The sequence below is a fragment of the Acidovorax sp. genome, assembly GCF_022763525.1.
Lineage (GTDB): Bacteria > Pseudomonadota > Gammaproteobacteria > Burkholderiales > Burkholderiaceae_C > Acidovorax.
Window position 1 is genome coordinate 16,096 of sequence record NZ_JALEGG010000160.1, and the last position, 26,502, is coordinate 42,597.

30 protein-coding genes are annotated in these 26,502 nt (G+C 66.2%); 8 read left to right on the forward strand and 22 right to left on the reverse strand.

Annotated elements, in window-relative coordinates:
• Positions 1–5: 5 nt before the first annotated feature.
• From MRY84_RS12290 to mnmG, 9 genes are all read right to left on the reverse strand, one after another.
• Positions 6–1,361, reverse strand: coding sequence for a hypothetical protein (locus tag MRY84_RS12290; protein WP_291506008.1), 1,356 nt, complete (start codon positions 1,359–1,361; stop codon positions 6–8).
• A gap of 307 nt (positions 1,362–1,668) precedes the next feature.
• Positions 1,669–2,586: a ParB/RepB/Spo0J family partition protein gene (locus MRY84_RS12295; protein ID WP_291506009.1), complete on the reverse strand. Its 918-nt coding sequence runs from the start codon at positions 2,584–2,586 to the stop codon at positions 1,669–1,671.
• Between the two features lie 41 nt (positions 2,587–2,627).
• Positions 2,628–2,924, reverse strand: coding sequence for a cupin domain-containing protein (locus MRY84_RS12300; protein ID WP_291506010.1), 297 nt, complete (start codon positions 2,922–2,924; stop codon positions 2,628–2,630).
• Between the two features lie 26 nt (positions 2,925–2,950).
• The gene (locus tag MRY84_RS12305; protein ID WP_291506011.1) at positions 2,951–3,226 is read right to left on the reverse strand and encodes a hypothetical protein; all 276 of its coding nucleotides are present in this window, start codon (positions 3,224–3,226) and stop codon (positions 2,951–2,953) included.
• Positions 3,223–3,765, reverse strand: coding sequence for an alpha/beta fold hydrolase (locus tag MRY84_RS12310; RefSeq protein ID WP_291506012.1), 543 nt, complete (start codon positions 3,763–3,765; stop codon positions 3,223–3,225). The genes MRY84_RS12305 and MRY84_RS12310 overlap by 4 nt, the downstream gene beginning before the upstream one ends.
• A gap of 34 nt (positions 3,766–3,799) precedes the next feature.
• Positions 3,800–4,612: an AAA family ATPase gene (locus MRY84_RS12315; RefSeq protein WP_291506013.1), complete on the reverse strand. Its 813-nt coding sequence runs from the start codon at positions 4,610–4,612 to the stop codon at positions 3,800–3,802.
• 23 nt (positions 4,613–4,635) lie between these two features.
• Positions 4,636–5,250: a LysE family transporter gene (locus MRY84_RS12320; RefSeq protein ID WP_291506014.1), complete on the reverse strand. Its 615-nt coding sequence runs from the start codon at positions 5,248–5,250 to the stop codon at positions 4,636–4,638.
• A 69-nt stretch (positions 5,251–5,319) separates the two neighbouring features.
• The gene (gene rsmG, locus MRY84_RS12325) at positions 5,320–6,000 is read right to left on the reverse strand and encodes a 16S rRNA (guanine(527)-N(7))-methyltransferase RsmG (RefSeq protein ID WP_291506015.1); all 681 of its coding nucleotides are present in this window, start codon (positions 5,998–6,000) and stop codon (positions 5,320–5,322) included.
• Positions 5,997–7,970, reverse strand: a complete 1,974-nt coding sequence (gene mnmG, locus MRY84_RS12330) for a tRNA uridine-5-carboxymethylaminomethyl(34) synthesis enzyme MnmG (protein ID WP_291506016.1) — start codon at positions 7,968–7,970, stop codon at positions 5,997–5,999. The genes rsmG and mnmG overlap by 4 nt, the downstream gene beginning before the upstream one ends.
• 136 nt (positions 7,971–8,106) lie before the next feature.
• Here mnmG and MRY84_RS12335 point away from each other — a divergent pair, with 136 nt between their 5' ends.
• The 4 genes from MRY84_RS12335 to MRY84_RS12350 all read left to right on the forward strand — a co-directional run bounded on the left by MRY84_RS12335 (position 8,107) and on the right by MRY84_RS12350 (position 10,314).
• Positions 8,107–8,700, forward strand: a complete 594-nt coding sequence (locus MRY84_RS12335; protein WP_291506017.1) for a Crp/Fnr family transcriptional regulator — start codon at positions 8,107–8,109, stop codon at positions 8,698–8,700.
• A 70-nt stretch (positions 8,701–8,770) separates the two neighbouring features.
• A complete protein-coding gene (locus MRY84_RS12340; RefSeq protein ID WP_291506018.1) occupies positions 8,771–9,331 on the forward strand; it encodes a DUF1772 domain-containing protein in 561 nt (186 codons plus the stop codon).
• A gap of 16 nt (positions 9,332–9,347) precedes the next feature.
• Positions 9,348–9,959, forward strand: coding sequence for an NAD(P)H-dependent oxidoreductase (locus MRY84_RS12345; protein ID WP_291506019.1), 612 nt, complete (start codon positions 9,348–9,350; stop codon positions 9,957–9,959).
• A 79-nt stretch (positions 9,960–10,038) separates the two neighbouring features.
• Positions 10,039–10,314 carry a YkgJ family cysteine cluster protein gene (locus MRY84_RS12350; protein WP_291506020.1) on the forward strand — a complete coding sequence of 92 codons (276 nt, stop codon included), beginning with the start codon at positions 10,039–10,041 and terminating at the stop codon, positions 10,312–10,314.
• Here MRY84_RS12350 and MRY84_RS12355 read toward each other — a convergent pair.
• Together MRY84_RS12355 and MRY84_RS12360 are read right to left on the reverse strand one after the other, a co-directional pair.
• Entirely contained in the window at positions 10,280–10,789 is a 510-nt protein-coding gene (locus MRY84_RS12355) for a GNAT family N-acetyltransferase (protein WP_291506021.1), read from the reverse strand. The genes MRY84_RS12350 and MRY84_RS12355 overlap by 35 nt on opposite strands.
• Positions 10,790–10,825: 36 nt before the next feature.
• Entirely contained in the window at positions 10,826–11,236 is a 411-nt protein-coding gene (locus MRY84_RS12360) for a VOC family protein (protein ID WP_291506022.1), read from the reverse strand.
• A 264-nt stretch (positions 11,237–11,500) separates the two neighbouring features.
• On the opposite strand from MRY84_RS12360, the gene MRY84_RS12365 reads away from it, so the two are divergent.
• Together MRY84_RS12365 and MRY84_RS12370 are read left to right on the forward strand one after the other, a co-directional pair.
• Positions 11,501–12,397, forward strand: a complete 897-nt coding sequence (locus MRY84_RS12365) for an RNA polymerase sigma-70 factor (protein ID WP_291506023.1) — start codon at positions 11,501–11,503, stop codon at positions 12,395–12,397.
• 148 nt (positions 12,398–12,545) lie between these two features.
• Positions 12,546–13,010 carry a carboxymuconolactone decarboxylase family protein gene (locus MRY84_RS12370; RefSeq protein WP_142149632.1) on the forward strand — a complete coding sequence of 155 codons (465 nt, stop codon included), beginning with the start codon at positions 12,546–12,548 and terminating at the stop codon, positions 13,008–13,010.
• A gap of 22 nt (positions 13,011–13,032) precedes the next feature.
• Here MRY84_RS12370 and MRY84_RS12375 read toward each other — a convergent pair whose 3' ends face one another.
• The 7 genes from MRY84_RS12375 to MRY84_RS12405 all read right to left on the reverse strand — a co-directional run bounded on the left by MRY84_RS12375 (position 13,033) and on the right by MRY84_RS12405 (position 19,731).
• The gene (locus tag MRY84_RS12375) at positions 13,033–14,247 is read right to left on the reverse strand and encodes an FAD-dependent oxidoreductase (protein WP_291506024.1); all 1,215 of its coding nucleotides are present in this window, start codon (positions 14,245–14,247) and stop codon (positions 13,033–13,035) included.
• Positions 14,244–15,194 (reverse strand): ornithine cyclodeaminase family protein, encoded by a 951-nt coding sequence (locus tag MRY84_RS12380; protein ID WP_291506025.1) that lies wholly within the window; start codon positions 15,192–15,194, stop codon positions 14,244–14,246. Before MRY84_RS12380 ends, MRY84_RS12375 begins: the two co-directional genes overlap by 4 nt.
• Positions 15,195–15,261: 67 nt before the next feature.
• Positions 15,262–16,152: an amino acid ABC transporter substrate-binding protein gene (locus MRY84_RS12385; RefSeq protein WP_291506026.1), complete on the reverse strand. Its 891-nt coding sequence runs from the start codon at positions 16,150–16,152 to the stop codon at positions 15,262–15,264.
• A 27-nt stretch (positions 16,153–16,179) separates the two neighbouring features.
• Positions 16,180–17,580, reverse strand: a complete 1,401-nt coding sequence (locus tag MRY84_RS12390; RefSeq protein ID WP_291506027.1) for an amidase — start codon at positions 17,578–17,580, stop codon at positions 16,180–16,182.
• A 14-nt stretch (positions 17,581–17,594) separates the two neighbouring features.
• A complete protein-coding gene (locus MRY84_RS12395; RefSeq protein WP_291506028.1) occupies positions 17,595–18,281 on the reverse strand; it encodes an amino acid ABC transporter permease in 687 nt (228 codons plus the stop codon).
• A complete protein-coding gene (locus MRY84_RS12400; RefSeq protein ID WP_291506029.1) occupies positions 18,278–18,937 on the reverse strand; it encodes an amino acid ABC transporter permease in 660 nt (219 codons plus the stop codon). Before MRY84_RS12400 ends, MRY84_RS12395 begins: the two co-directional genes overlap by 4 nt.
• A gap of 2 nt (positions 18,938–18,939) precedes the next feature.
• Entirely contained in the window at positions 18,940–19,731 is a 792-nt protein-coding gene (locus tag MRY84_RS12405) for an amino acid ABC transporter ATP-binding protein (protein ID WP_142149646.1), read from the reverse strand.
• Positions 19,732–19,919: 188 nt separating this feature from the next.
• On the opposite strand from MRY84_RS12405, the gene MRY84_RS12410 reads away from it, so the two are divergent.
• Entirely contained in the window at positions 19,920–21,059 is a 1,140-nt protein-coding gene (locus MRY84_RS12410; RefSeq protein ID WP_291506030.1) for a GlxA family transcriptional regulator, read from the forward strand.
• On the opposite strand, the gene MRY84_RS12415 is transcribed toward MRY84_RS12410, so the two are convergent.
• Both MRY84_RS12415 and MRY84_RS12420 read right to left on the reverse strand, forming a co-directional pair.
• Positions 21,032–22,741 carry a methyl-accepting chemotaxis protein gene (locus MRY84_RS12415; protein WP_291506031.1) on the reverse strand — a complete coding sequence of 570 codons (1,710 nt, stop codon included), beginning with the start codon at positions 22,739–22,741 and terminating at the stop codon, positions 21,032–21,034. The two genes, MRY84_RS12410 and MRY84_RS12415, sit on opposite strands and share 28 nt — an antisense overlap.
• Positions 22,742–22,866: 125 nt before the next feature.
• Positions 22,867–23,742 carry an ABC transporter substrate-binding protein gene (locus MRY84_RS12420; RefSeq protein ID WP_291506032.1) on the reverse strand — a complete coding sequence of 292 codons (876 nt, stop codon included), beginning with the start codon at positions 23,740–23,742 and terminating at the stop codon, positions 22,867–22,869.
• A gap of 233 nt (positions 23,743–23,975) precedes the next feature.
• On the opposite strand from MRY84_RS12420, the gene MRY84_RS12425 reads away from it, so the two are divergent.
• The gene (locus MRY84_RS12425; RefSeq protein WP_291506033.1) at positions 23,976–24,746 is read left to right on the forward strand and encodes a class II aldolase/adducin family protein; all 771 of its coding nucleotides are present in this window, start codon (positions 23,976–23,978) and stop codon (positions 24,744–24,746) included.
• Between the two features lie 358 nt (positions 24,747–25,104).
• On the opposite strand, the gene MRY84_RS12430 is transcribed toward MRY84_RS12425, so the two are convergent.
• Both MRY84_RS12430 and MRY84_RS12435 read right to left on the reverse strand, forming a co-directional pair.
• Positions 25,105–25,506, reverse strand: a complete 402-nt coding sequence (locus MRY84_RS12430) for a hypothetical protein (RefSeq protein ID WP_291506034.1) — start codon at positions 25,504–25,506, stop codon at positions 25,105–25,107.
• A gap of 10 nt (positions 25,507–25,516) precedes the next feature.
• The coding region (locus MRY84_RS12435; protein WP_291506035.1) for a hypothetical protein at positions 25,517–26,502 on the reverse strand (986 nt) is incomplete at its 5' end.

The following is a 26,502-nucleotide window of genomic DNA, read 5'->3' on the forward strand; positions in this document are numbered from 1 at the left end:
CAGTCTCAGCGGCCCAGAATGCCGCGCAACAGGTTCACGGGATTGACCACGTTGCCTGGCGCGTCGGCGCTGCCGTCGCCCTGGGGCTGGCTACCCGCATTGCTGCTGCCCATGCCGCTACCGTAGGCGCCGCTGGACGAGGCCCCGGAGGGTGCCGCCATGCCGCCGCGCGGGGCCTGCGGCATGTCCTGCCCCAGCATGGCCATGGTGTGCGACTTCACACGCACGCGCACAGACCATTCAGGCTCCCATGGGGCCTTGGGGTCGGCGGGGCGCGGCGGGTGCACGATGTGGGTTTCGCCGCCATAGGCCATCATGCGCAGCATGGGCGTCGCGTCCCGCCCGCCCGCGAAGATGCCCTGCGGAATCGCGCACTGCGTGGTTTCGGGCGCGAGCAGCACGCGCTCCTTGAGCCAGCGGTCAATCGTGGCGGGCGCCAGGTAGTCGAACAGGCCCATGCCCGTGTCGGGCGTCTCGGCGCTGGACCACATGACGAGGTCGTCCCCGTTCTGCGACATGGCGTGCAGGTAGTAGGCGCGGGCGTTGCGCACGGGCTGCCAGCTGGTACCCATGCTGTCCTGCGGCTTGCCGGTGGTGCGCAGGTCGATGGCGGGCATCAGATCCTGCGCGGCACCCAGCGTGAATTTCATGGACGCAGGCACGCCGTCACCCCGCACCTGGTGCTCGCCCACCAAGGAGCTGTCCCGCGACAGGTTCACCTGGTTGCGTTCATTCGGGTACAGCGCATAGGCCGGGCCCACGCGCGGGCCACGGTCGGGCACGGCGCGGCCCGCAAAGGCCTGGGCGTAGTCCGTGGGCTTGGCGCGCGCTAGGTCGATCACGCGGGGCTGGCCTGCACGCACCGCGCTGCCGCAGCCCCAGTAGAGCAGGATGCGGCCCTTGGGCTGGTGCTGCTGGTACTCCTGCGGCACTTCGCCCGGCTCGGTCTGCACGGGCTGCGCGCGGGGTGGGACCAGCGGCAGGGATTCGCCCATGCGCATGCCGGGCGGGATGGACTGGCTGGCCTCCACGCCGGGGCGCAGGCTGTTGTGCAGGGCGATGTCGATGACGCGCGGCGGCATGATGGACATGGCGCGGGCGTTGCCATAGGCAGTGTTGCCGCTACCCGCCCCCCTGCCCTGCGCGCCGCCGCCCATGCCACCCATGAGGCCGCCGAGCATGCCGCCGCCACCGGGCAGGCTGTCCATATCAGGCATGCCCGCCATGGTGCCGGTGGAGAGGTCCATCCACAGCTGAACCTTGGGGGGCTTGGTGGTTTGGGCCTGGGCGCCCAGGCTGGCGATGCCAAGGCCGAAAGCCAGTAAAGCCAGGCACACGGGGGTCAAGCGCAAAGAGGTCATCGGGTTAGCTCCAGGAGATGCGTGGATCACCCGGCAAACCATCGTGGGCCGCAGCGCGGCACTTTCGCCGCCCTGTGAAGAGGCCTTGCAGTCAACCCGGGTGTGTTGAACGCAGCGCAGTGTAGGCCCCGCACGGACGCATTTTGCCTGCGCAAGTTACGGACGGAAACCATTTCTGTGCGCTATTTCACGCATCAGGTCCCCGCGCAAGAGTCACAGATATTCATCTCTCCACGCCCCGGAAAGCGGCCTTCAAAACCGGCGCGGCCGAAGCGAGAGGCGCGAAGGCGACTCAGGGGGGCCCCGTTCACCCCCGCAAGCGATCGATCAACCCGTTCAGAGCCTCCAGCGATCCAAACTGGATCGCCAGCTCGCCCATGTCTTCCACCCGGCCATGGCGCTTGACGCGTTTTTTCACACGCACCTCGACCTCGGCCATGAGCAGATCAGAGAGCTCTTCCTCCACGCGCTTGAGGTCGCGGGACTTTTCCTTCTGGGGCTTTTGCGGCACCAGGCTGAACTCGGCGCTGAGCTTTTTCACCAGCGCCTCGGCCTCGCGCACCGACAGCTTCTTGGCCGCGATCTGGTTGCCCGCCGTGATCTGCGCCGCGCGGTCCAGCGCCAGCAGCGCACGCGCGTGGCCCATGTCGATGTCGCCCGCCATGAGCATGGTTTGCACCGGCTCGGCCAGGTTCAAGAGGCGCAGCAGGTTGCTGGCGGCGCTGCGCGAGCGGCCCACAGCCTGCGCGGCCTGCTCGTGCGTGAGGCCAAATTCGCGGATCAGGCGCTGCAGGCCATGGGCTTCTTCCAGCGGGTTCAGGTCTTCGCGCTGGATGTTCTCGATGAGCGCCATCGCGGCGGCGGACTCGTTGGGCACGTCGCGCACCAGCACCGGCACCTCGGCCAGGCCCGCCAGGCGGGAGGCACGGAACCGCCGCTCGCCCGCGATGATTTCGTATTTGCCTGCATGCTCGCCATCGGCCAGGCGCCGCACCAGGATGGGCTGCATGATGCCCTGGGCCTTGATGCTCTCGGCCAGCTCGTACAGCGCGCCCTCGTCCATGCGCGTGCGTGGCTGGTACACGCCGGGCACCAGTTCGGAGAGCGGCAAGCGCGTGGGCAGGCCGGCTTCGGCCGCCTGGGCCTGCTCCACTTTGTCTTCGACCTTGGGGCCGAGCAACGCTTCCAGGCCGCGGCCGAGGCCCTTGGGTTTTTTGGTGACCATGCGATGTCTTCTTCTCGAAAAGGATGGAGGGGGAAAAATCTTCAGCGATCGATGATGACCAGCGTGCCATGGCTGCCGGGCGCCACCGCGTGGGGCACGCCTGCGGGCACGATGAACACCTCGCCCGCGTTCACCTCGGTGACCTGCCCCTGCAGGGCGAGGCGCATGCAGCCGTCCAGCACCAGCAGCGCCTCGTCGAAATCGTGCGACTCGTCGGGGTAGGCGGCAGCGTCCATGCGCAGCACTTTGAAGTTGGCGCCAGCGGCCTGGCCCACGACCGTGGAGCTCCAGGCGCGGGGCAGTTGGTCGGCGATGGCAGCGAGATGGATTTTGGACATGGTTCTAAAGCAGGAAATCTTGGGGCTCAGCGCAGGCCCGCCGCGCGGCGCCGCTGGCGGCTGCGCCACAGACGGAGCCACACACCGAAGGTGATGGCCAGCAGCACCAGGGCCAGCATGAACTGCCCGAGCGCGCCTACGACCACCGCCCCGCTGGGCAGCAGCCAGGCCAGCAGCAACTGCAAGGCATCGCCCACCCAATAGAAGCCGGCAGGGCGCCGCGGGGGTGCTGAGACAGCGTCCGGTGCGGCAGCGGCCGCAGTCTCCGGCGGGCGCTGGTGCCAGAAGGCCCAGCGGCTCATGCCGCAGCGGCCAGCTGCATCAGCCAGCTCCGCCCCTCTTCCCAGTCGCCCAGCCCTGATTCGGCATTGATGTGCCCGCGCTCGCCGTAGTCGACAAAACGCGCGCCCCAGGCGTCGCCCAGGCCCTGCACGCGATCAAAGCTGCAGTACGGGTCATCGCGGCTGCCCACCAGCACGGCAGGGAACGGCAGGGGCTGGCGGGCGATGGGCGCCCAGCCCGGGATCACTTCAGCCAGGTCGGGCCGCTCCACATCGCCGGGCGCCACCAGCAGCGCACCGCGCACCTTGGCCGCATGGCGGGTGTGCGCCGCCCACCAGGCGGTGAGGATGCAGCCAAGGCTGTGGGCCGCCAGCAGCACGGGGCCGTCGGCATCCGCCACGGTTTCTTCCAGGCGGGCCGACCAATCGCCGCGCAGCGGGCGCATCCAGTCGTGCTGCTCCACACGCTGGTACCCGTGCAAGGCTTCCCAGCGGCTTTGCCAATGGTCGGGGCCGGAGTTTTGCCAGCCCGGCAGCAGCAGAATGTTGGAAGGCGTCATTGCTACAAATTTAATAGCTGCCTGCGCTTGTCCATCAAGCGCTGGGGGCCATTTTGGCCATGGAAGATGCGGCGGCGGGCATGGTCTGCACGCGCTGCACCATCTCCTGCGCAAACTCGACGAACGATTGGCTGCCCTTGGCGCCCGGGTCGAACACCACGCCCGGCAGGCCGTAGCTGGGCGCCTCGGCCAGGCGCACGTTGCGGGGGATTACGGTGTTGAACACCTTGTCGCCAAAGTGGCCCTTGAGCTGGTCGCTCACCTGCTGTTGCAGCGTGATGCGCGGGTCGAACATCACGCGCAGCAGGCCGATGATCTGCAGGTCGGGATTGAGGTTGGCGTGCACCTGCTTGATGGTATTGACCAGGTCCGTGAGGCCTTCGAGCGCAAAGTATTCGCACTGCATGGGCACGATCACGCCGTGCGCGCTGCACAGGCCGTTGAGGGTGAGCATGCTCAAGCTGGGAGGGCAGTCGATGAGAACAAAGTCGAAGTCTGCATCGGCCTCGGCCAGTGCGGCCTTGAGGCGCTTTTCACGGTGCTCCAGCGTCACCAGCTCCACCTCGGCCCCGGCCAGTTCGCGGTTCGCGCCCAGCACCCAGTAGCCGCATTTGTCGGACAGCACGGCCGCCTCCTTCACCGAGGCGGATTCCAGCAGCACGTCGTACACCGTGAGGTCGAGGCTGCGCTTGTCCACGCCCGAGCCCATGGTGGCATTGCCCTGCGGGTCTAGGTCGATCATCAGCACACGCTGGCCGATCTTGGCCAGACCTGCAGCAAGGTTGACGGTGGTGGTGGTCTTGCCCACCCCGCCCTTCTGGTTGGCAACGCAAAAAATCTTGGCCATGTGGTGCTGCAGTCTGTGGAGTGTTATTTGGAGATGGCCAGCTTGATGCCAAAGCCGACGAGAAACACGCCGGCCAGCTTTTCCAGTGTGCGGCTGATGCGCGGGTTGGCGCGCATGCGCTCGGCCAAGCGGTGGGTCAGCAGGACCACGATCAGCCCGTAGGCAAAAGTCAGCGCGGCAATGGTGGCGGCCATCACGCCGAAGGTCAGCATGCCCTGGTGGCGGGCAGGGTCCACGAACAGGGGGAAGAACGCCATGTAGAAAACGATGGCCTTGGGGTTGAGCAAGGTGATGAGGCCGGCCTGCTTGAAATAGTGGCGGGGCTCAATGTTCAGCACGGGCTTGGCGCCGGGCTTGGCGGTCAGCATCTTGAAGCCTAGCCAGGCCAGGTAGGCCGCGCCCAGCCACTGCACCGCGTTGAAGGCGGCGGGGTATGCGGCCAGCAAGGCTGCCACTCCCGCAACCGCCGCCCACATCAGCACCTGATCACCTGCGATCACGCCCATCGTGGCGGCCAGCCCCCCACGCACGCCGCCCTTGCTGGTCGAGGTGATGAGCGCCAGATTGCCAGGACCCGGAATCGCCAGAAACAACACGATGGCGGCGACGAAGGCGCCGTAGTCTGCAATGCCGAACATGATTTCCCCCGGGCAGTGAAAAGGCGGCACGCTGGAAGGCAGCGCGCATCCAAAAGCAAGAGGCCGAGTTTACGCGACGGGTCGCATCCAGACGATGCAGCGCTCGGCGTCCAGGCCGGGAACGTTCAACGGTTCCACGTGAAACACCCCTACGCCGGGCGGCAGCGCGGCGATTTCATCGTCGGGGTGCTTGCCCTTCATGGCCAGCCAAACACCGTGGGGCGCGGCCAAGGCACCGCGTGACCAGGTCACAAAGTCCGGCAGCGAGGCAAAGGCGCGGCAGCTGATGATGTCAAAAGGCCCGGCGAGCGTTTCTACCCGTGCATGCACACCATGCAGGTTGCGCAGCTTGAGCGCCACGGCCGCCTGCTGAATGAAGGCCGCCTTTTTGCCCACGGTGTCCACGCAACTCACGTCCACCTCGGGGCAGCAGATGGCAAACACCACGCCGGGCAGGCCACCGCCCGATCCCACATCCAGCAGCTTCACCGCCGCCCCCCCGCCCTGCTGCAGGCCCGAAACGTGTCGGCGCAGTGGCGCCACGGCGGCCAAACTGTCGAGCAGGTGATGGGTCAGCATCTCTTGCGGTGCGCGCACCGCCGTCAGGTTGTAGACCTTGTTCCATTTCTGCAGCAAGGCAAGAAAGTCCATGAGCTGGCCGACCTGGGACTCGCCCAGGCCGAGACCCAGCGCCTCGGCGCCTGCCTGTAGCTGCGCCCGCAGGGTGACGTGATCTACCACGGCGGTCATGCCGTTTCGCCTTCCACCTTGGCTGGCACGGTGGCAAAGTCCTTGAACCCACCCTTCTTCAGATGGACCATCAGCAGCGAAATGGACGCGGGGGTAATGCCGGTGATGCGCGAAGCATGGCCCAGGGTTTCCGGACGATGGCGGTTCAGAACCTGCCGAGCCTCGATGCTGAGTGCCGTCACCTGCATGTAGTCCAGGTCGGCCGGCAGGCGCAGCTTTTCAAAGTGTGCGGCCCGCTCCACCTCACCCTTCTGGCGATCAATGTAGCCGGCGTACTTCGCAGCAATTTCTACCTGCTCCAACACAGGCTCGCTCAGGTCGCCCAGCGTTTCACGTGAAACTTCGTGCGATGCGTACTTGCCGCCATCCAGCGTCATCAGATTGGCATAGCTCACATCCGGCCGACGCAGCAGTTCGAACAGGTTGTATTCATGCTCGATGCTCTTGCCCAGCACCCGCTCGGACTCGGCCGCGGCCAAGTTGCGGGGATTCACCCAGGTGGCTTTGAGGCGTTCTGTTTCACGTGAAACAGCATCGCGCTTGCGGCTGAAGGCATCCCAGCGCGCATCGTCCACCAGGCCCATCTGGCGGCCCACCTCGGTCAGGCGCATGTCTGCGTTGTCCTCGCGCAGCTGCAGGCGGAACTCGGCGCGGCTGGTGAACATGCGGTAAGGCTCGGTCACACCCTTGGTGATGAGGTCATCCACCAGAACGCCCAGGTAGGCCTCGTCCCGGCCAGGCAGCCAGGGCGCATCGCCCCGGCACTGCAACGCGGCGTTGATGCCGGCGAACAGGCCCTGCGCCGCCGCCTCCTCATAGCCCGTGGTGCCATTGATCTGCCCGGCAAAGAACAGGCCCTGGATCTGGCGCGTCTCGAAGCTGCTCTTGAGCGAGCGCGGGTCAAAGTAGTCGTACTCGATGGCATAGCCCGGGCGCAGGATGTGCGCGTTCTCCAGCCCCGGCATGCTGCGCACCAGGTCGTACTGGATGTCGAACGGGAGGCTGGTGCTGATGCCGTTGGGGTAGTACTCGTGCGTGGTCAGACCTTCGGGCTCCAGAAAGATCTGGTGGCTGTCCTTGTCCGCAAAGCGGTTGATCTTGTCTTCCACGCTCGGGCAGTAGCGCGGGCCTACACCCTCGATCTTGCCGGTGAACATGGGGCTGCGGTCAAAGCCGCTGCGGATGATCTCGTGCGTGCGCTCGTTGGTGTGGGTGATCCAGCAAGGCACCTGCTGGGGATGCATGGCCGCATTGCCCATGAAGCTGAACACGGGCACCGTGCCCTCATTCACGCCGCCGGGCATGCCGTCGCCGGGTTGCTCGGTGCACTTCGAGAAGTCGATGCTGCGCCCATCAATGCGCGGTGGCGTGCCGGTCTTCAGGCGCCCTTGCGGCAGCTTCAACTCCTTGAGGCGTGCCGACAGCGACACGGCGGGCGGGTCCCCTGCCCGGCCGGCGGCGTAGTTGTTCAGGCCCACATGGATCTTCCCGTCCAGAAAGGTGCCCGCCGTCAACACCACGGTGCGCGAGCGGAAGCGGATACCCACCTGCGTCACGGCGCCCACCACCCGGTCGCCTTCCACCATCAAGTCGTCCACCGCCTGCTGGAACAGCCACAGGTTGGGCTGGTTCTCCAGCATGCGGCGGATGGCGGCCTTGTAGAGAATGCGGTCGGCCTGTGCCCGCGTGGCGCGCACGGCCGGGCCCTTGGAGCTGTTGAGAATGCGGAACTGAATGCCGCCCTCGTCCGTGGCCAGGGCCATGGCGCCGCCCAGCGCATCCACCTCCTTCACCAGGTGGCCCTTGCCGATGCCGCCGATGCTGGGGTTGCAGCTCATCTGGCCCAGGGTCTCGATGTTGTGGGTCAGCAGCAGCGTCTTGCTGCCCATGCGCGCGGCAGCCAGCGCGGCTTCGGTGCCAGCATGGCCGCCGCCGACAACGATCACATCAAATTCCTGGGGGTACAACATGGGGAACACTCCGGGGCCCGCCGGGCCCGATAATGAAAACGCGAGGGTGCTGAGAACCTCCGCCCGCCTCGCCAGCCAGGCCCAATGGCCCCGGTCTTTGGCGGGCAACCCGCAATTTTCCCACTTTGCGCCAGCCGTGTCTGTTTCCACACCCCTCACCCTGTTCCTGACCCAGTTGCTGGGCCACCCGCCCTTACCCATTCAGGCCTGGTGGGACAGCGCCCGCTGCCTGCACCTCCAGCGCGGCCAGCGGTTGCTCCAGGCGGGCGATCGCTGGCAGCACCTGTGGTGGGTCGAACGCGGCGCGTTGCGCCTGTACTATTTGGACAACGGGGGAGCGGAGTCCAACAAGAACTTCTTCCTGGAGGGCGACATGCTGTGGCCCATCACACCCCGGCTGCGGGATGCGCCCGCGATGTTTCACGTGGAACCGATCGAAGACGAAACCCTGGTGTGGGCACTGCCCATGCTGCCCGCCAACGCAGCTGTCGCGGCTTGGCCCACTTGGATGAGGCTGGAACACAGCACCCTTTGCGCCCTGCTGGACGGCAAGATGCAGCGCGAGCAGGAGTTCCTCCAGCTGAGCGCCCGCCAGCGCTACGAGCTGCTGCTGCGCCAGCATCCCGCCTGGGCGGAACGCCTCCCCCTCCGCCATCTCGCGTCTTTCCTGGGCATGACCGACGTGACGCTGTCGCGAGTGCGCGCGGAGCTGGGGCTTATCAAAAGTTAAGGCGCTGCCCGGGCCGGGCGGCGACAGTGACGGACAGAAAGATCTTGCTCCCGTCACCGCACACTGCCCCATGCATCTCAACGGTCCTTCCTCCCCATCATCGCCGGTTTCGCTGCCGGCGCTCGCACCCCACGCCCTGGCCGTGCTGTGGCTCGGCCTCATGGCCGGCTTCTTCGGCACCTACAGTGCCAACGTCAACCTCGCCATGCTGCAGATGGACGGCGCAACTTATGCCACGGTGCAGTCGGCCTTCAATCGCAATGTGCGGCACGTGCTGTTCTTTGCCCTCTTCTTCGGCCCGCCGCTGTGGTGCGCGATCGCGCTGGCTGCGGCTTGGCGCGAACATCGCCAACGCTGGTGGCGCGTGCTGGCCATGGTGGGCGTGGCGTACGCGCTCGGCATCATTGTCTTCACCCAGCAAGTGAACCTGCCGCTCAACTACACGACCGAAGCCTGGAACCCCCAGGCCCTGCCCGCCGACTGGGCCCGTGTGCGCGACCAGTGGAACGCAGCCAACCTGTGGCGTGCGCTGCTCAGCCTGGGCCTGTTCGGCATAGCGCTCGGCGCGCTGGTGGCGCGGCTGGTCCATCGCCACCCCATGGCTTGCAGGAATCCTGCCGCCCGCCTGTGATTCAATCGCAGGCACCATGCCCCACACCACCACTTCCCTCCTCGTCTTTGCCGGCAGCACCCGCCAGCAATCCTTCAACCGCAAGCTAGCCCACGCCACCGCCGCCATCGCGCGCGACGCAGGGGCCAGCGTCACGCTGCTGGAGCTCTCGGACTTCGACATCCCGCTGTACAACGCCGACCTGGAAGCCCAGGGCACGCCTGCCGATGTGATCCGCCTCAAGGAAATCCTGTGGCAGCACCCGGCCTGGGTGATCTGCTCGCCCGAATACAACGGCAGCTATACCGCCCTGCTCAAGAACACCATCGACTGGGCGTCCAGTCCGGTCAAGGGCAACCCCGACTGGGAAGACGGCGGCAAGAGCTTTCGCGGCAAGGTGGTGGGCATGCTCAGCGCCTCGCCCGGCGCCCTGGGCGGCCTGCGCTCGCAAAGCCACCTGGCCCCCTTGCTCATCAACGCCGAATGCTGGCTGGCGCCCAAGGCCTTTGCCCTGGGCTCGGCCGGCAGCGCATTTGACGAAAATGGCGCACTGGTACAGCCCATCCACCGCGAGCGCGTGCGCGCCGTGGTCGACCAGGTGCTGTGGGCGTCCAGCCGTCTGCACGGCAATGCTGCCGCAGGCCAGTGAATCTCGAGATTTGAGTCAAAATGGCCCCTAGCGCTTAACCGACAAGCGCTGGTAGCTATACAAACAATAGCAAACACCCATGAACTGCCGCCCCGGCTGCGGCGCCTGCTGCACGGCCCCCTCCATCACCTCGCCCATCCCGGGCATGCCCCAGGGCAAACCTGCGGGGGTGAGGTGCGTGCAGCTGGGGGACGATGCACGCTGCCGCATTTTTGGGCAGCCCGAGCGCCCGGCCGTGTGTGGCGGGTTGATGCCGTCGGTGGAGATGTGCGGCGACAGCACGGCGCAGGCCGTGGCGTATCTGGTGCGGCTAGAGCAGCTTACCCAGCCGGACGCTGCGTGGTCCAGGCTTTGAACCCAGGCCTTGCATCGGCGGGGAGGGTCAGCGTTTTCGCTAGGCAGACAGCCTCTGGCCGACTGACGTAGCGACCGAAGTTGGCGATGGGACGATAGCCCTGGCGCGCGTAGAACTCGACGGCACGCAGGTTCACGCGGCGCGTCTCGAGCCAAACCTGCCCATAGCCAAGCAAAGCCGCCCTGCGCTCCAGGAATTCGAGGACCGCGCTCCCCACCCCACGGAAGCCCGGCACGGCAAACATGCGCTTGAGCTCCGCCACGCCCGGTTCGAGCGGTCGCAAAGCCCCGCACCCCACCGCCACGCCCTCCTCTGTGCGCGCCACCGCAAAACACGCTCCGTCGGCCAGGAAATCATCGACACGAAAGGAGCCCGCGCCGCTACTGCCGGTAATGCGCTCCAGAGTGCGCGACAAATGTGCCAAAAGCTGCTCGGACTCTGGCGAGCGCGGATCAGCGATGTCAACCAGATACATGGGGCTCCTGCAGTGCGATTGTTCAAACGACACGAATCAACTCTCAGCACTTGAGCGAGGAACTGGGTGCGCAGCGCGCTGAATAACCACCCGGTACCCGTCCGCATCCTCCAACGTACAGCCCTGCTGACTCCAGTACGGATTGAACGATTCAACGTCCTTGAAGCCCGCACCACGCATCGCCTGGCAACGTTCTATCCAGGCCTGTGGATCGGGAATGTAAAAGACCAGCAGATCCTCGGGCGTAGGACTCGGCGTCACCGGATGCGTGCGGCAGACGGTGAACTCGAAGTGGAAATCCGCGCCGCGAAAGCCCAGCACGGTTCCATCGAAACCATCGTGGTCCGCAAAGCGGGCAAGCTCTTCCAGGCCGAGGCCCTGCTGGTACTGGGCGACGGCGCGGGAAAGATCCAGCACGGGGCGTGCGATGCGCAGGTGAGGGCTCATGAGGGGGTGAAATGGTGCCAACGCACACCGCACTATAGCCACCCCCCAATGGCCGCCGCCGCAGGAAAGGGCTTGCAGGCACAAGCCGGGTTGCGTACAACGCTGCCATCTCCGCAGCCTTCCTGATTCATGCCAAAAGTGCCTCCAACGCTTATCCAGCAAGCGCTGACAGCTATCAAAACAAAAGCAACCATACCGGTGCTGTCACAAAACAGCCGCCTCCTGCGTCTGTAAAAAACCCAGAGGACTCCACCCCACGCCGCCATGACCACGACCCCTGTACCCGTCTCCCCCGACCCCTTCACAGTCCTGCGGCCGCGCCTCTTCGGCATTGCCTACCGCATGCTGGGCGTGCGCGCCGATGCCGAGGACGTGCTGCAGGATGCCTGGCTGCGCTGGAGCCGTACCGACCCTGCCACCCTGCAGTCCGCCGAGGCGTGGCTGGTGACCGTGGTCACGCGCCTGTCCATCGACCGCCTGCGGGCGCTCAAGGCCGAGCGGGAGGCCTATGTGGGCTGGTGGCTGCCCGAGCCGCTGGTGGAGCCGCTGGACGAGCGCACCCCCGAGGCGGTGGCCGAGTTGGCAGGCGAGCTGTCGGTTGCTTTTTTGTACGTGCTGGAGCGCCTGGGCCCTGAGGAGCGCGCGGCCTTTCTGCTGCGCCAGGTGTTCGACTACGACTACCCCGACATCGCCGCGCAACTGGGCAAGAGCGAGGCTGCCTGCCGCCAGATGGTGCACCGCGCCAGCGAGCGGGTGCAGCAGGCGCGCACCCGCTTCGAGGTGCCCCACGGCGCGCACCAGCAACTGCTGCAGCGCTTCATCGCCGCCGCCCAGAGCGGCGAGCGCCGGGCCATCGAAGCCCTGCTGTCGCAAGACGCAATGCTGATCGGCGATGGCGGGGGCAAGGTGCAGTCGTTCCCGCACCCGCTGGTGGGCGCCTTCCGCATCGCCAACCTCTACTGGGCGCAATGGCGGCGCCTGGCCGACCAGGTGGTGTACCGCGCGGTGCGGATCAACGGCGAACCGGGCCTGCTGCGCTACATCAATGGGCGGCTCGAATCGGCCCAGGCCGTGGTGACGGATGGTGAACGCATCGTGGCCATCTACGCCATCCGCAACCCCGACAAGCTGGCGGGCATTCCCCTCACGCTGGACGACTGAATCCACAAAGTGCGGGCGCGCTGTCACAACCGCACGGGCCGCAGCGTCTTGAAGGGTATGGAGGGCAGCACAAGAAAGCGCCCCTTCCAGACCGCCGCGGCTTTTCAGCCGTTCTCTTGCGCATCCACATCACCTCAGGAGTTTTGCCATGTCCCAGCACACCGCCCGCCTGCCCTACCACCAGCTTTCGTCCAAGGCCTTCATGGGCCTGGTCAATGTGTCCGAAGCCGTCAAGAAAGGCGCCCTGGGCGCACGGCTGGCCGAACTCGTGTTCCTGCGCGTCTCGCAGATCAACGGCTGCGCCTACTGCATGGACATGCACTGGAACTACCTTGTGAAGGACGGCATGGAGCCGCGCCACCTCAACGCCGTGGCCGGCTGGCGCGAGGCGCCCTTCTTCAGCGAACGCGAGCGTGCCGCCTTCCGCTGGGCCGAGATCATCACCGCCACGCCGCACAGCGACGCGAGCGATGAAGAATTCGCCAAGCTCCAGGCATTGTTCACCGACGCCGAGATTGCCGATCTGAGCTTTGCCATCGCCACCATCAACGCGTGGAACCTGCTCAACGCAGGCATGCGCAGCCCCATACCGGCCAAGCCGATGGTGGTCTGAGGCGGCCCGGCGCCACCGGCCCTCAGGCCGCCTGCGGCATCTGCCGCGACAGCGCCACCGCGCTGCCCGCCGCGAGCGTGAGGCCCAGCGCACCGTGTCCCACGTTGAGGTACACATTGCTCCCGCGCCAGCGGCCCACGATGGGCACGGAGGTCGGCGTGGCGGGCCGAAGGCCGGCCCACACCGCCGGGGCCTCCAGGTCGCACAGCCCGGGGTAGGTTTGCGCCACCGCGTCCACCATGGTCCGCACGCGGTCGGGGGGCACATCCAGGCCGGTGGCACCCACTTCGGCCATGGCCGCCACGCGCAGTTGATCGCCCAGCGGCGCGAACACCGTCTTGCGTCCCAGGTCGGTCACGCTCGCGCGGGGCCGGTGCACACCCGGGCGAAAAGGCACGGTGATGCTGTAGCCCTTGATGGGGTAGACGGGCAGGTAGATGCCCAGCTTTGCCGCCAGGGCCACCACGCGCGGGCCCGCGGCCATCACGAACGCATCCGCGGCGATCTCGCCTTCGCTCGTCACCACCGCAGCCACCCTTTCACCATGCCGGCGGAACGACGTGGCGCGCACACCCCACGACACCTGACCGCCCCATTTCTGAAGGCTGGCCACCATGTCCCCACACAGGCGGTGAGGGTCGCCGATGCATTCGTCACGCGTCCACACACCGCCCGCCCAGGGCAGCCCGGGTGCAGACTGCAGCGCGGGCTCCTTCTCCAGGCACTCCCGCACGCTCAGCACCTCCTGGCGGCAGCCCATGGCGGCCTGCAGCGCCACCTGGCGCTCCTGCAGGCGCAGCGACTCGGGCGTCGGGCACAGCACCAGCTTGCCGTTTTCTTCAAAGCCGAAGGACCAGCGCTCCTCCCGCATCCACTGCTCGAGCATGGCACGGCTCGCCTGCGCCATCTGCAGCAGCTGCGCCGTACCCTGCAGCGACTGGCGTGCCGAGCAGGCGCGCAGGAACTGCAGCCCCCAGGCCCACTGCCGCCAGTCCCAGCGTGGATGAAAGCGCACGGCCGAGCCGCGCGACAGCAGCATCTTGGGCAGCCCCCGCAGCGTGGCGGGCGACGCAAAGGGCTCCACGTAGCTGTAGCTCAGCTGCGCGCCATTGGCATAGCTGGTGCCCAGGCCCGGTCCCCGTTCGGAGTCCAGCAGATGCACGTCGTGACCCCTGCGCGTCAGTTCGTAGGCGGTGGCACAGCCGATCACGCCCGCGCCAATCACGCAGACTTTCATGGCAGCGCGCCTTCAACGGCGGGCTCGCGCTGCAGGATGCGCGACACCGCCAGCTGCGCCACGGCCACGTCGGCCAGCCCCACGCCCACGGACTTGAACACGGTGATCCCGGGCACCTCGGGCCGCCAGGGTGCGGCGCCCGCGTAGAGCTGGGGCAGGTCCACAAAAGGCGCCGTGCTGCTGCGCCCCTCCCACAGCACCACCTCGCCCGCTTCGGCCAGGCTTTGCGGCATCCACTCCAGGATGATGCGGCCCGCGCGATCCATGGTGGTGCCGTCCAGCTCGCGGCCCTTGGGCGCACTGATACCCATGGCGGCGACGAACGCGCCGGGCGCGAGCCACGCGCCATCGAACACCGGCGTGGCCGAGCGCGTGGCCGTGACCACGATGTCGGCATCGCACACCGCCGCTTCGGCGGTGGTGAATGCCGCCGGACAGCCGGCCTTGTGCGCCAGCGTCTCGGCCCAAACGGGGTTGCCAGCGGGGTCCACCAGCGCGATCTGTTCAAAGTCGAACCAGCCACTCAGCGCTTCGGCCTGCGCGCGCCCCTGCAGGCCCGCGCCAAACACGGCAAGCTTGCGCGGCCGCAAGGGCCCTGCCTTGGACGCCACCAGCGCCGTGATGGCCGCCGTGCGCAGCCGGGTGATCTCGTTGCCATCGAGGACCGCCAGCGGCTGGTTGGTGGCCAGGTCGAACAGCAGGATCGAAAAGCTGAATTGCCCGCGCACGGTGGGGTAGACCTTGACCCCTGCCACGCCGCGTTCAGCCCATACCGCGCCCATGGTGCTCAGCCGCAGGCCCTGGCAATCGGTGCGCTGACGGTGGTGCACGGCCGCGCCACCCTCCGACAGACTGGCAAAGGCCTCGCCCAGCACGGCGGCCACCGAACGGAAATCAAGCGCCTCGGCAATCTGCCGGTCGCTGATGAAGGGAATGCTGGTGTTCATGGAAAACTCTGAAAGGCAGTAGACGAAAAAGAAGAAAAAGAAAGGGCGGGCACCACGCGCCCAGGCATCACGGAATGCCGTACTTGTTGGGGTAGCGGATGTTTTCGCGCATGTGCACGCTCATCGGGATGCGCAGCGTGTCGGTGTCGAACCACTTGCGGTAAATGGCGGCCAGCTCGCCCGAATGCATGAGCGCGAGCACTGTGCGGTCCACCACCTCGCGCAGGGGCAGGTCGTCCTTGGGCAGCATGAAGGCGTAGGGCTCCACCGTGAGGTGGCGCCCCGTGACGTGCAGGCTGTCCTTCATCGGGGACGCGGCGACCAGGGCGTAGAGCAGGATGTCGTCCTGCGCGAACGCATCGACCTTGCCCTCCTCCACCAGGCGCACGCCATCGGCGTCCGTGGCCACGGCCACCACGGTCAGATCCTGCTCGCGCTGCAGGCGCTGCACGGTCTCCTGCGCGGTCGTGCCTTTGCTCACGGCCACGCGCCGCTTCCACAGACTGGGCGCGCCATCCAGCAACACGGATTTGCGCGCCAGAAAGCGCACACCCGTGGTGAACAGCGTGTGCGAGAAGTCCACATCCTTTTGCCGGCCCACAGTGTTGGTGTTGCCGCCGCACTCGATATCGATGGCACCGGACTGAAGCAGCGGAATGCGCTGCGCCGCCTCCAGCGGCCGGAACTCCACGCGCAACCCCGGCATCGACAGCGCCTTGCGCAGGCTTTGCACCACGCGCAGGCACACGTCGATGGAGTAGCCCACCGTTTCGCCTGCGGCATTGCGAAACGCGAACGTGCCCGGCGTCGGGATGTAGCCCACGTTCACCACGCCGCTGCGCGCGATGCGCTCCAGTGCCGAGGCGCTTTGTGGCGCCGGGGCCTGCGCAGCTTGCGCACAGCACACGGTCAGGGCGAAAACGCACGCCAGGGGCGCGCGGAGGAACGACACAAGCATGGTGGGAACTCCTGAAGCGATGCGGCCTTAGTCCCAGCCCGGCGGTATCGCGCGGTGCCAGTCGGTGGCCTGCTCGAACGCATGGCCCACGCGCAGCGCCATCGGCTCGTCCATGGGTCGGCCGATGATCTGAAGGGACACGGGCATGCCTTCCCGCGTGAAGCCCGCCGGCACGGCCAGCGAGCACAGGTCCAGCAGGTTCACGAAGCGCCCGAAGCGCGACAGCGGCGTGGCCAGCTCGTCGACCGCACTCACGGGGATGGCAGAGATCGCATTGGTCGGGAAGGCACACACCTCCACGCCGTCCATGGCCTGCAGCATGTCGGCCTTGGCCTGCTCCCGCAGCTTGAGCAGATGGATGTACTGCGCCGCATCAATATCGCGGCCCAGCAGAATGCGGCGGCGCACGTGGGGGTCGAACTCCAGCCCCTCCTGCTCGAACAGCGTGCCCAGGCTGGCATAGCCCTCGGCACTCATCAGGCTGCCCGCCACGCGCATGGACTCGGCACAGCTTTGCGGGAGCGCGCGTTCCACACGCTGCATGCCCAGCGACACCAGCACCTGCACGGCCGCGTCATAGGCGGCCAGTACATCGGGGTCCACATCGTGGCGCTCGGCCTCGGGCAGCGTCCACACGCGCATGCCCTCCACGCCACGCTCCAGCTGCGGCTGCACCGACCGCACCGGCGCCTGCAACGACACGGCATCGTTCGAGTCCGCGCCCGCCAGCACGTCCAGCATCAGTGCGCTGTCGCGCACGGTGCGGGTGAGCGGGCCCACCGTGTCGTGCGTGGGACACAGCTCGATGAGGCCATGGCGGCTGATGAGTCCCCGCGTGGTCTTGAGCCCCACCAGCCCGCACAAACCCGCCGGAATGCGAACCGATCCGCCCGTGTCTGTGCCGACCGAGGCGCTGCACAAGCCCGCCGCCAGTGCCACCGCCGAGCCACTGCTGCTGCCCCCGGGCGTGCGATGGATCTCCTGGTCCCACGGATTCCAGGGTGTGCCCATCACCGCATTGGTGCCCCAACCGCCGAACGCGAACTCCACCGTGTGGGTCTTGCCAATCACGATGGCACCGGCCGCGCGGAGCCGGTCGACCACCGTCGCAGTGTGCAGCGACATGCGCGCGGGCCGGGCACGCGATCCTGCGGAAATCGCCTTGCCCTGCACCTCGAACAGGTCTTTCACCGCCACCGTCACGCCGTGCAGCGGGCCCACGAACACCCCGGCGCGCGCCATCTGGTCCAGGCCCTGCGCCGCAGCGCGGGCATCGTCGGCATACACCTCGGTATAGGCATGCAGCTTCTCGCCATGCCGGGCGATGCGCTCAAGCTGCGCGTTGACCAGGGCTTCGCTGGACAGCGCGCCCGCACGGATGGCCGCGGCCTGCGATGCCAGCGGCGCGTGCACCATGGATGCAATCATCGAATCGTTCCTCTTCATGCGGCCCCCACCGTTCGGCGGCCCAGGGCCATGCGGCGTTCCATCCAGCGCGACAACATCGACAGCGGAAACGCGATCGCGAAATACAGGAGCCCCACCAGGATGAAGATGTGCAGGGGCAGGAAGTACTCGCTGGAGATCGCCTTCGCGGCCAGCATCAGTTCGTTGGTGGCGATCAGTGCGCACAGCGAGCTGTCCTTGAGCAGCGCCACATAGCTGTTGAGCAGGGGCGGCAGCATCACGCGCAGCGCCTGCGGCAGCGTGACGTGCAGGAAGACCCTGCGGGGCGTGAGCCCCACGGCCAGACCTGCCTCGCGCTGCCCGCCATGCACGGACTGGAGCCCGCCGCGCAGGATCTCGGCCACATAGGCCGAGCCATGCACGCCCAGCCCAATGGCCCCGGCCCAGTAGCCCGACAGCGTGACGCCGACGGAGGGCAGCACGAAATAGATCGCCAGGAGCAGCGCCAGCAGCGGCACGGCGCGCAGGAGCTCGATGAAACCTTGGGCAGTGCGCCGCAGCGCGGACAGGCCGCTGCGCAGCATCCATACGAGCAGCGCGCCCAACACGATGGCGATGGCGAAGCCGATGGCCGACAGCTCGGCCGTGACGCGCGCGGCATCCATCAGGCGCGGCCACCAATCCGCCCAGTACTCGGCATAGGTTGCAAGAAATGCGTTCATCGTGCCCCCCGGGCGGCGTTGCGCTCCAGGCGCGTGAAGGCCCAGCTGATGGGCAGGACCATGGCCGCGTAGAGCAGCATGGCGGTGAGGTAGATCAGTGGCGTCTCGAACGTTGACGTCACCAAGTTGCGTGCGTAGAACATGACCTCGGGCGCCGCGATGGCCGACGCGATGGAGGTGTCCTTGACGAGCTGGCTTGCGTAGTTGCCCAGCGAAGGTAGCGTCACGCGCAGCATCTGCGGCAGCAGCACCGAGCGCAGCGTCTGCGCGGGCGTGAGGCCCACCGCCAGTGCCGCCTCGCGCTGGCCCGCATGCAGGCAGCGCAGCCCGGCCGCGAACACATCGCACAGGATGGCCGCGCCCACCAGGCCCAGCCCCACGATGGCCGCCGTGAGCGGCGACAGCCGCACGCCCACCGAAGCGAGCCCGAAATACAGCACGAACAGATGTGCCAGCGCCGGCACATTGCGCATCCATTCGATGTAGGCGGCGATGGCCCATTGCAGTGCGCGGTGGCGCACAAAGACCACCAGCAGCGCCAGCAGAAGCCCCAGGCCCGCGGCGATCAGCGCGGCGCCGGCCGCCACCTGGGCCGCCTTCCATGCGCCCCGCGCCAGCGTGAGCGCGATCAGGGTGAAGGTATCGAGGCTTGGCATGGTCAACCCAGCCCCGCTTCCTGCCCCACCTGCCCAAGGAAGCTGCGCGTGCGTTCCATGCGCGGTGTGTTGATCACCTGTGCAGCCGGGCCTTCCTCCACGATGTGGCCACCGTCCATGAAGATCACGCGGTCGGCCACGTCGCGCGCGAAGCGGATCTCATGCGTCACGAGGATCATCGAGCGGCCTTCGTCGGCCAGCTCGCGGATCACGCCCAGCACCTCACCCACCAGCTCAGGGTCCAGCGCCGAGGTGGGCTCGTCGAACAGGATGAGCTTGGGCTTTTGCGCCAGCGTGCGCGCAATGGCCACGCGCTGCTGCTGCCCGCCCGAGAGCTGCTCTGGGTACGCACCGGCCTTGTGGCGCAGGTGCACTTTCTCCAGCATCTCCTCGGCCAGCGCGTAGGCTTCGTCCCGCCGCATGCCACCGGCCTTGATGGATGCCAGCGCCACGTTGTCCCGCACCGTCAGGTGGGGCCACAGGTAGAACAGCTGGAAGACCATGCCGATCTCGCGCCGCTGCGGTGCCATCTCGGTGTCGCTCATCAGGCGCCAGCCGCCGCCCTTGCGCGCCGGCACCTGGCCGATGCGCTCGGACTCCAGCATGACTTCGCCCTCATTGGGCTTTTCCAGAAAGTTCAGGCAGCGCAGGCAGGTGGACTTTCCCGAACCGCTAGGGCCGATCAGCGAGAGGGTCTCGCCTTTCTTCAGGTCGAAGGAAATGCCCTTGAGCACTTCGGCCTGACCGTAGCTCTTCTTGAGGCCGCTCACGCGGAGCAAAGGCGGGTGGTTCACATCATTCTCCAGACAAAACAGCGGGTCTCGCGAACAGCTCGCGTGCACCCAGGTGGCCGGCATCGCGGCACAGTCCTTGCAGACATACCGTTCGATACACAGTGCGTCGATGCTAAAAATTTGGCCCTTCTGTTCATTGGAGGAGGACGCAGCTATATTGAACGTATGCGACAGTCAGGGAAAACCCGATGGCCTCCAGAAAAAGCAATTTCCAGGCGAAAAAAGACAACGTTGGTGCAAAACCGCACCAGGGAAGTGCACAGAACACAGGCGACATTGGTGCACTGATCGGCAAGCTCGACGCCGCATCGCGTCCCGCCGCCGCGCCCCGTCGCAAGACCACCGGCACCGAGCTGCGCGTGGGCATCCTGTTGTGGCCACAATTTCCGCTGCTGTCCCTGGCCGGCCTGTGCGACGGCCTGCGGCACGCGGCCGACGTGGGCGACCAGAGCCGGCAGATCCGCTGCTCCTGGACGATCCTGGGCATTCCAGGCCAATCGGTGGCCGCCAGCTGCGGCGTGCAAGTGCCTGTGCAGGAATCGCTCTCCTCCGAATGCGACTACGACTACATCGCCGTCATCGGCGGGCTGCTGCCGGCCATTCCCTCGGCCAACCCGCGCTACCGTGAGTTTCTGCAGTACGCAGCATCGCTGGGCAAGCCGCTCATCGGCATTTGCACGGGCTCGTTCGTGCTCGCGCATGCAGGCCTCATGGAACAGCGGCGCGCCTGTGTGCACCCCTACCATGTGGACGACTGGCAGCAGGCTTTCCCCACGCTGCCTTTCGTGACGGACTCGCACTATCTGTTCGATGGCGACCGCATTACCTGCGCGGGCGGCATTTCCATCGTGGAACTCATGGCCGAGCTGGTGCGCCTGCACTGCGGCCCCGACCGCGCGGCCAAGGTGGTGCACCAGATGACGGTGAACCCATCCGCCGGCCACACGCATGTGGCGCGCCGCCACGCGCTGGGCTATGGCACCACCGACCACGACAAGCTGCGCCAAGCCATCGTGCTCATGGAGAAGAACATCGGCACGCCGCTGGAGATCGCGGTCATCGCGCGGCTCGTGGATTCGAGCAGCCGCCAGCTCGAGCGCGTGTTCCTGGCCGAGACACGCTGCACCCCATCGGAGTACTACCGCAACGCGCGGCTGAAGTACGCCAAGTGGATGCTCACCAGCACCGACCTGCCGGTGATCACCATCGCCTATGAATGCGGCTTTGCGGACGCCTCGCACTTCATCCGCCACTTCCAGCAGCTGTACGGCATGCCGCCGGGCCGCATGCGCAAGAGCCTTCAGGCCGGCGTCGACGAAACCACCTGAGCGCGGGTGGACAGACGGACGGGCACAGGCGCGGCCTGTCGCACGGCGGCGACCCGAACTACGGCACCACCTGCGCCACCCCTACCGTCCGCACGGCGCCCATCCTCCGCATCGCCCTCGACACGAAAACGGGCCACCACCGACACCAGCCGGTCGGACTGCGCGTGCAGCGCTTCCGACGCGCCCCGGGTTTCGTTCACCAGCGCAGCGTTGCGCTGCGTGAACTGGTCGATGCGCGAGAGCACTTCGGTCAACTGCTGCACGCCCACGGTCTGCTCGCTGCTGGCCGTCTGCACGGCGGTCATCAGCTGAGCGAACGACTCCACCGCAGCGATCACCCCTGCGGTCTGCGCACGGGCCCGTTCCACCATTGCGCGGCAGCTGGCAATCTGCGCGTTCGTTTCCTCGATCATCTGCCGTATCTCGCGGGCCGACTGCGCGGAATGCTGCGCCAGGCTGCGCACCTCGCTTGCCACCACCGCAAAGCCCCGCCCTTGCGCCCCGGCCCGGGCCGATTCCACCGCCGCATTGAGCGCGAGGATGTTGGTCTGAAACGCAATGCCGTCAATGACCGCCGTGGTCTCCGCAATGCGCTGCCCATGGCCTGCCACGGACAGCATGCTCTGCATCGCATCGTCCACGATGGCCTGACCGTCGCGCGCCACCTGGCAGGCCGAGGCCGCCAGGCGGTGCGCCTCCTGCACCGATTGCTGGCTGTGGTCCATGGTGTCCGCAAACTCCTCCAGCGCGGCCGCTGCCTGCTGCAACTCGGCGGATTGCATCTCGGTGCGCTCGGCAAGCGTGCGGGCTTCATCGACCAAGTGCAGGCTGTGGCCTGCCACATCCCTCGATGCCCGGCGCACCTCCTTCACGGTCTCGCCCAAGCCCGCCACCATGGCGCGCAGTGAGTCGATCACCGAACTCCGGGGCGCCGCCACGCCCGGCAGCGGCAGGGTGAGATCGCCCGCCGACACGCGTGCCATGGCTGCCGCGGCGGCGGCCGGCTCCGCGCCCAGCCGCAGCCTGAGCGTGCGCAGCAGCAGCACGGCGACTGCGGCGACCAGCAGCAGCGCTGCCGCCAGCGACGCACCCACTTGCCACAGCATGTCTTGCACCGCCTGGGTGGACGCCGCAGCAGCCCGCTGCACGCCGTCCGCCTGCGACGCGCGCAACTGCGCCAGCGCATCCAGATAGGCCGCCTGGGACTCGCGCAGCACGCCCGTCAACATGCCGCGTGCCGGACCGCGTGCACCGCCCTGCAGGTGCGCAATGAACTGCTCGCGGTCGCTCTGGAAGCGCACCGCGGCCTGCACGATCGCGTCCAGCTGCTGCCGCTCGGCAGGCTGCGCCACCGCCGCCGTGAGCGCGGCCATGTGACCCGCAATGCGCTGGTGCGCCGCCTCGATGCGCTCGACCTCCACAGGCAGGTCTTCCTGCATCTGCACCAGCACCGCATCGCGCAGGGCCCGCGAGATGGCCGAAACCTCCAGCGACACCGCGTAGGCGGCATTCCACTGCGGCAGGCTCTGCGCCGCAACAACGCCGGCCCGCGCGTTGGCGGCCAACCCCGCATGCACGGCGAGGGACAGCACCACCGCCAGCAGCACACCGATAGCCGAGAAACCGAGGATCAGGGAGGCGCGGATGGAGAGTCCGCGCAAAGGCTGGTCATGCGTTGCCATGGTGCTCAACTCGACAGGAGAAAAAAGAACAGGGCGCCATGTGAAACGACCGCATGCCTTGAAAAAAGCATGCGGCCGTTTCGTCGACACCAACGAGAAATCAAATCAGCGGATGCTGCGCGCCGCTATTTGCACGAGGGCAGCTTCCAGTCCGCTGCACGGTCCACGCCGGCGCGAGCGTTCTGGCCCACGGGGATGTACCAGACGTCTTGCACCAGGCCATAGTTCTTGCCGATCTTGCGCATCTCGCAGTTACCCCAGAGCTTGGCGATCTCGGCATTGACGGCCTTTACCAGTTCGGGGTTGTCCTTGTTCAGGCCGAACACCACCTGGCCCAGGCCGGTGAGCAGCGGGTAGTCGGGCGATGCGTCGGTGAAGGCGTTGAACTTGATCTTCCACTGCGGGTTCTGCGAGATCGCGTACTGCATTACCGGCGGGTCGCCGATCACGGCGTCGATGCGCCCGGCCAGCAAGTCGCGCACGGCGGCATCCGAGGTGTCATAAAGCGCCAGTTGCAGGCCGCTGATCTTGCGCAGCTCGGGGATGAACGAAAAACCGGTGATGGTGCCGACCTTCTTGCCCTCCAGGTCCTTGAGCTTGCTCCAGTCCGTCTTGTCCGACTGGGTGATGCCGTTCTTGAAGTAATGGATGGGGTCGCTCAGCGCCATGATCTTGGAACGCTGCTCCGTCCAGCCCATGGTGCCTGCCATCACATCCACCCGCTTTGATTGCACCGAGGCAATGGTGCCCGACCACTCCATCAGCGCGGGCTTGACCTTGAGCTTGAGCGCCTCGGCAATGCGCTGCAGGATCTCGCCGTCATAGCCGACCATCTTGCCGTCCTGGTATCCGGTGCCCGGCATGTCGCCCGAGAAGGCGATGGTGAAAGCGCCCTTGTCGACGGTCTCAAGCGCCCGGGCCGAAAACGCAAGGCCCGACAGGCAGGCGGCAGACATGAGCGTGGCGAGCAATTTGCGCAAAGTGCGCGATGAAGCGTGCATGGTGGGGTCCTCCAGAAATCGTGTGGAAATCCCGCGCAGGACGGCGGGATGAAAAGACTGTAGGGACGCCCGCCAAGCCGCGATTGGAAGTTCGCACAACGCAATGGAACGCGAGCGACATTGAGGGAAACCCCCACCCCGCGCGCCCGATGCCCCTTGTGTAGCCTGCCGGACACTGATTCAGGCCGCAGCAACCTACAGTGCGCCATGCCCCACCCCACGGAGACAACCCCATGCTCAACATCCCATCGATTCAAGGCAGCGTATCCACCGAAGAATGGCAACTGCGCTGCGACTTGGCCGCGTGCTACCGCCTCGTCGCGCTCTATGGCTTCAGCGACATGGTCTTCACCCACATCAGCGCCAAGCTGCCCGAGTCGGTCTCGGGCCCCGAGCACCAGTTCCTCATCAACCCCTATGGCCTCATGTTCGAAGAGATCACGGCATCGAGCCTGATCAAGGTCGACATGCAGTGCAACAAGCTGCACGACTCGCCCTTCCCGGTGAACCCCGCCGGCTTCGTGATCCACAGCGCAGTGCACGAGGCGCGGCCTGAAGCCGGCTGCGTGCTGCACACCCACACGCGCGCGGGCGTGGCGGTGAGCGCGCAGCAGTGCGGCGTGCTGCCCATCAGCCAGCAGAGCACCTTCGTGCTCGCCTCGCTGGCCTACCACGACTACGAAGGCGTGGCCTTCCGCGACGAGGAAAAGCCGCGCCTGCAGGCCGACCTGGGGGAAGCCAACTTCCTCATGCTGCGCAACCACGGACTGCTCACCGTGGGCAAGACGATTGCCGACGCGTTCCTGTCGATGTACAGCTTCGAGAACACCTGCCGCATTCAGATCGACGCGCAGGCCGGTGGCGAGTTGATCCCCGTAAACCCCCAGATCGTGAGCGGTGTGGCCCAGGCCATGCGCGTGCAGACCGGCGGCCTGGGCGGCGCCTTTGCTTGGCCTGCGCTGCTGCGCAAGGTGGAGCGGGAAGCGCCGGGCTGGGACACTTGAGACGTTCTTCAGCCCGCGCAAGCGGGTGCGTTACAAGCCCCTTGATGGCGTCTACACCGGCACGGAAGGCAGCCCCGCCGTCGATCTGGTTGCGCCAAGTGGGCGGGCGGGGGGCGCCGCGAGAAATTGGGCAGCTTTGCCAAATTGGCCACTGTGTATGAGCACGCACAAGCATCATTCGGGATGCGACAGGTAACGGAATCGCATGTGCGAGTGGCTGTGCTCAGCCGCTTCACGGAACTTGCGCACCCGACAACGGTGCCTGCGTCAGTGCCCGCTATGGCACCGCTGCGCTTGGGGTTGGGTCTATCGCGGCCGGAGGGGGGGTTATACGATAAAGCCGCTCGGAGCCGAATTCCTACTGTGCACTTAGTCGAAACACATAAAAGTCATCAGGAAAGCACTGTTTCTCAGGCGTGATATGCAGGATTAGCAACTTCGCAATCTCCGCCTGCTCCTCGCGAGAGAGCCCAACAAGGCTTATGTGGCAAATAAATCCACCAACATCACTTGCCTTGGAAAAGCCAACATAAATGTCGTCATCACCTCGCCACCACTGCACTCCCAAGGGCAACTCAATATCTGAAATTAATGACAACGCAGATGGATCAATTTCAATCTCCCGGTCACTCCATAAATGAATTTTTCCAGATTGATTGTTCGTTAGAGAGAAGTTCAATTGATCAAAGACAAACCGGAATTGATTAATCAACGCAGGCAAGGAGAGATTGGACCAAACTGTGTAGGTAAACGAAGCCATAACAAAATCTTTAGGGAATAGGCTTTACAAAGCCGGGGCCAAGCACTTTGGTCGCTGCATCAATCACCGTCTGAGGCGTATTTGGCGCATAGTAAAAATACGCGCTAACACCCCGAGCGGTGGCGGTTTCAGAATACACCATTAGTCCTCGAACAAAGTTCCCGAGGTTATCTGCTTTGGCTGGTCCCCCCACCGCAATGAGGTTGCCAGCTGGATCCGTCACATCGACATCTGTCTTTCCGCGTGTGGTTTTAATAATCTCCCCAGAACGAACCCCTCCAACGGCATCAGCTACGGCTTGTTCTCTTGTCGCGCCAAGTGTTTGGACGGCAGCGCCGCCGCTTGGACGACTTTCAGCGCCCGCGACTACATTGTCAACGCTGCCACCCAGCCTGTTACCAATACCCCGGCCCAGCGCACCACCTATCGCCACCCCGGCCTGTGCATGCAACCCTTCTGACGTGGCAAAGCCCGTGATGTCATTGATCACATCCCGGCTCCACCCTTTGCCTGCCGCAGCGTCCAGTTGCGCCGCCTTGGTCCACAGGCCGTTATAGATGGTGTCGCGAGAGAAGTCTTTGCCCCGGATTTGCTTGTACTCCTGGGCTACGGCTCTCCACTCTTCTGCGCTGTATTTGTCAGCGGGCACGTTCGACATGTCCGCCAGTGCCATGGTGCGTTGGCGCGGATCAATGTAAGTATTAGGGTCGGTAATCGTGGAGCGTCCTGCAAAGGAGTAGCGACCATGCTCTGAAGCCAGCGCAGGATGCACAAACCCTCGTCCGCCACCTGCTCCTGTGGTGGTCTCTCCCGCCTGCTGAGCAGCCTGAGCCTCCCGCTGCGCCCGCCCCGCACTCTCGTGCTCAATCGCGCGCCCGCCCCACTGCGCCGCGCTCGAGTCCGACAGATCAAACCGCAGCACCTGTCCCGGCTGCACGATGGGCACGCCCTGCGCGTTGAGCTGGATCTGACCGCTGGCCAGCAGTTGTCCGTAAG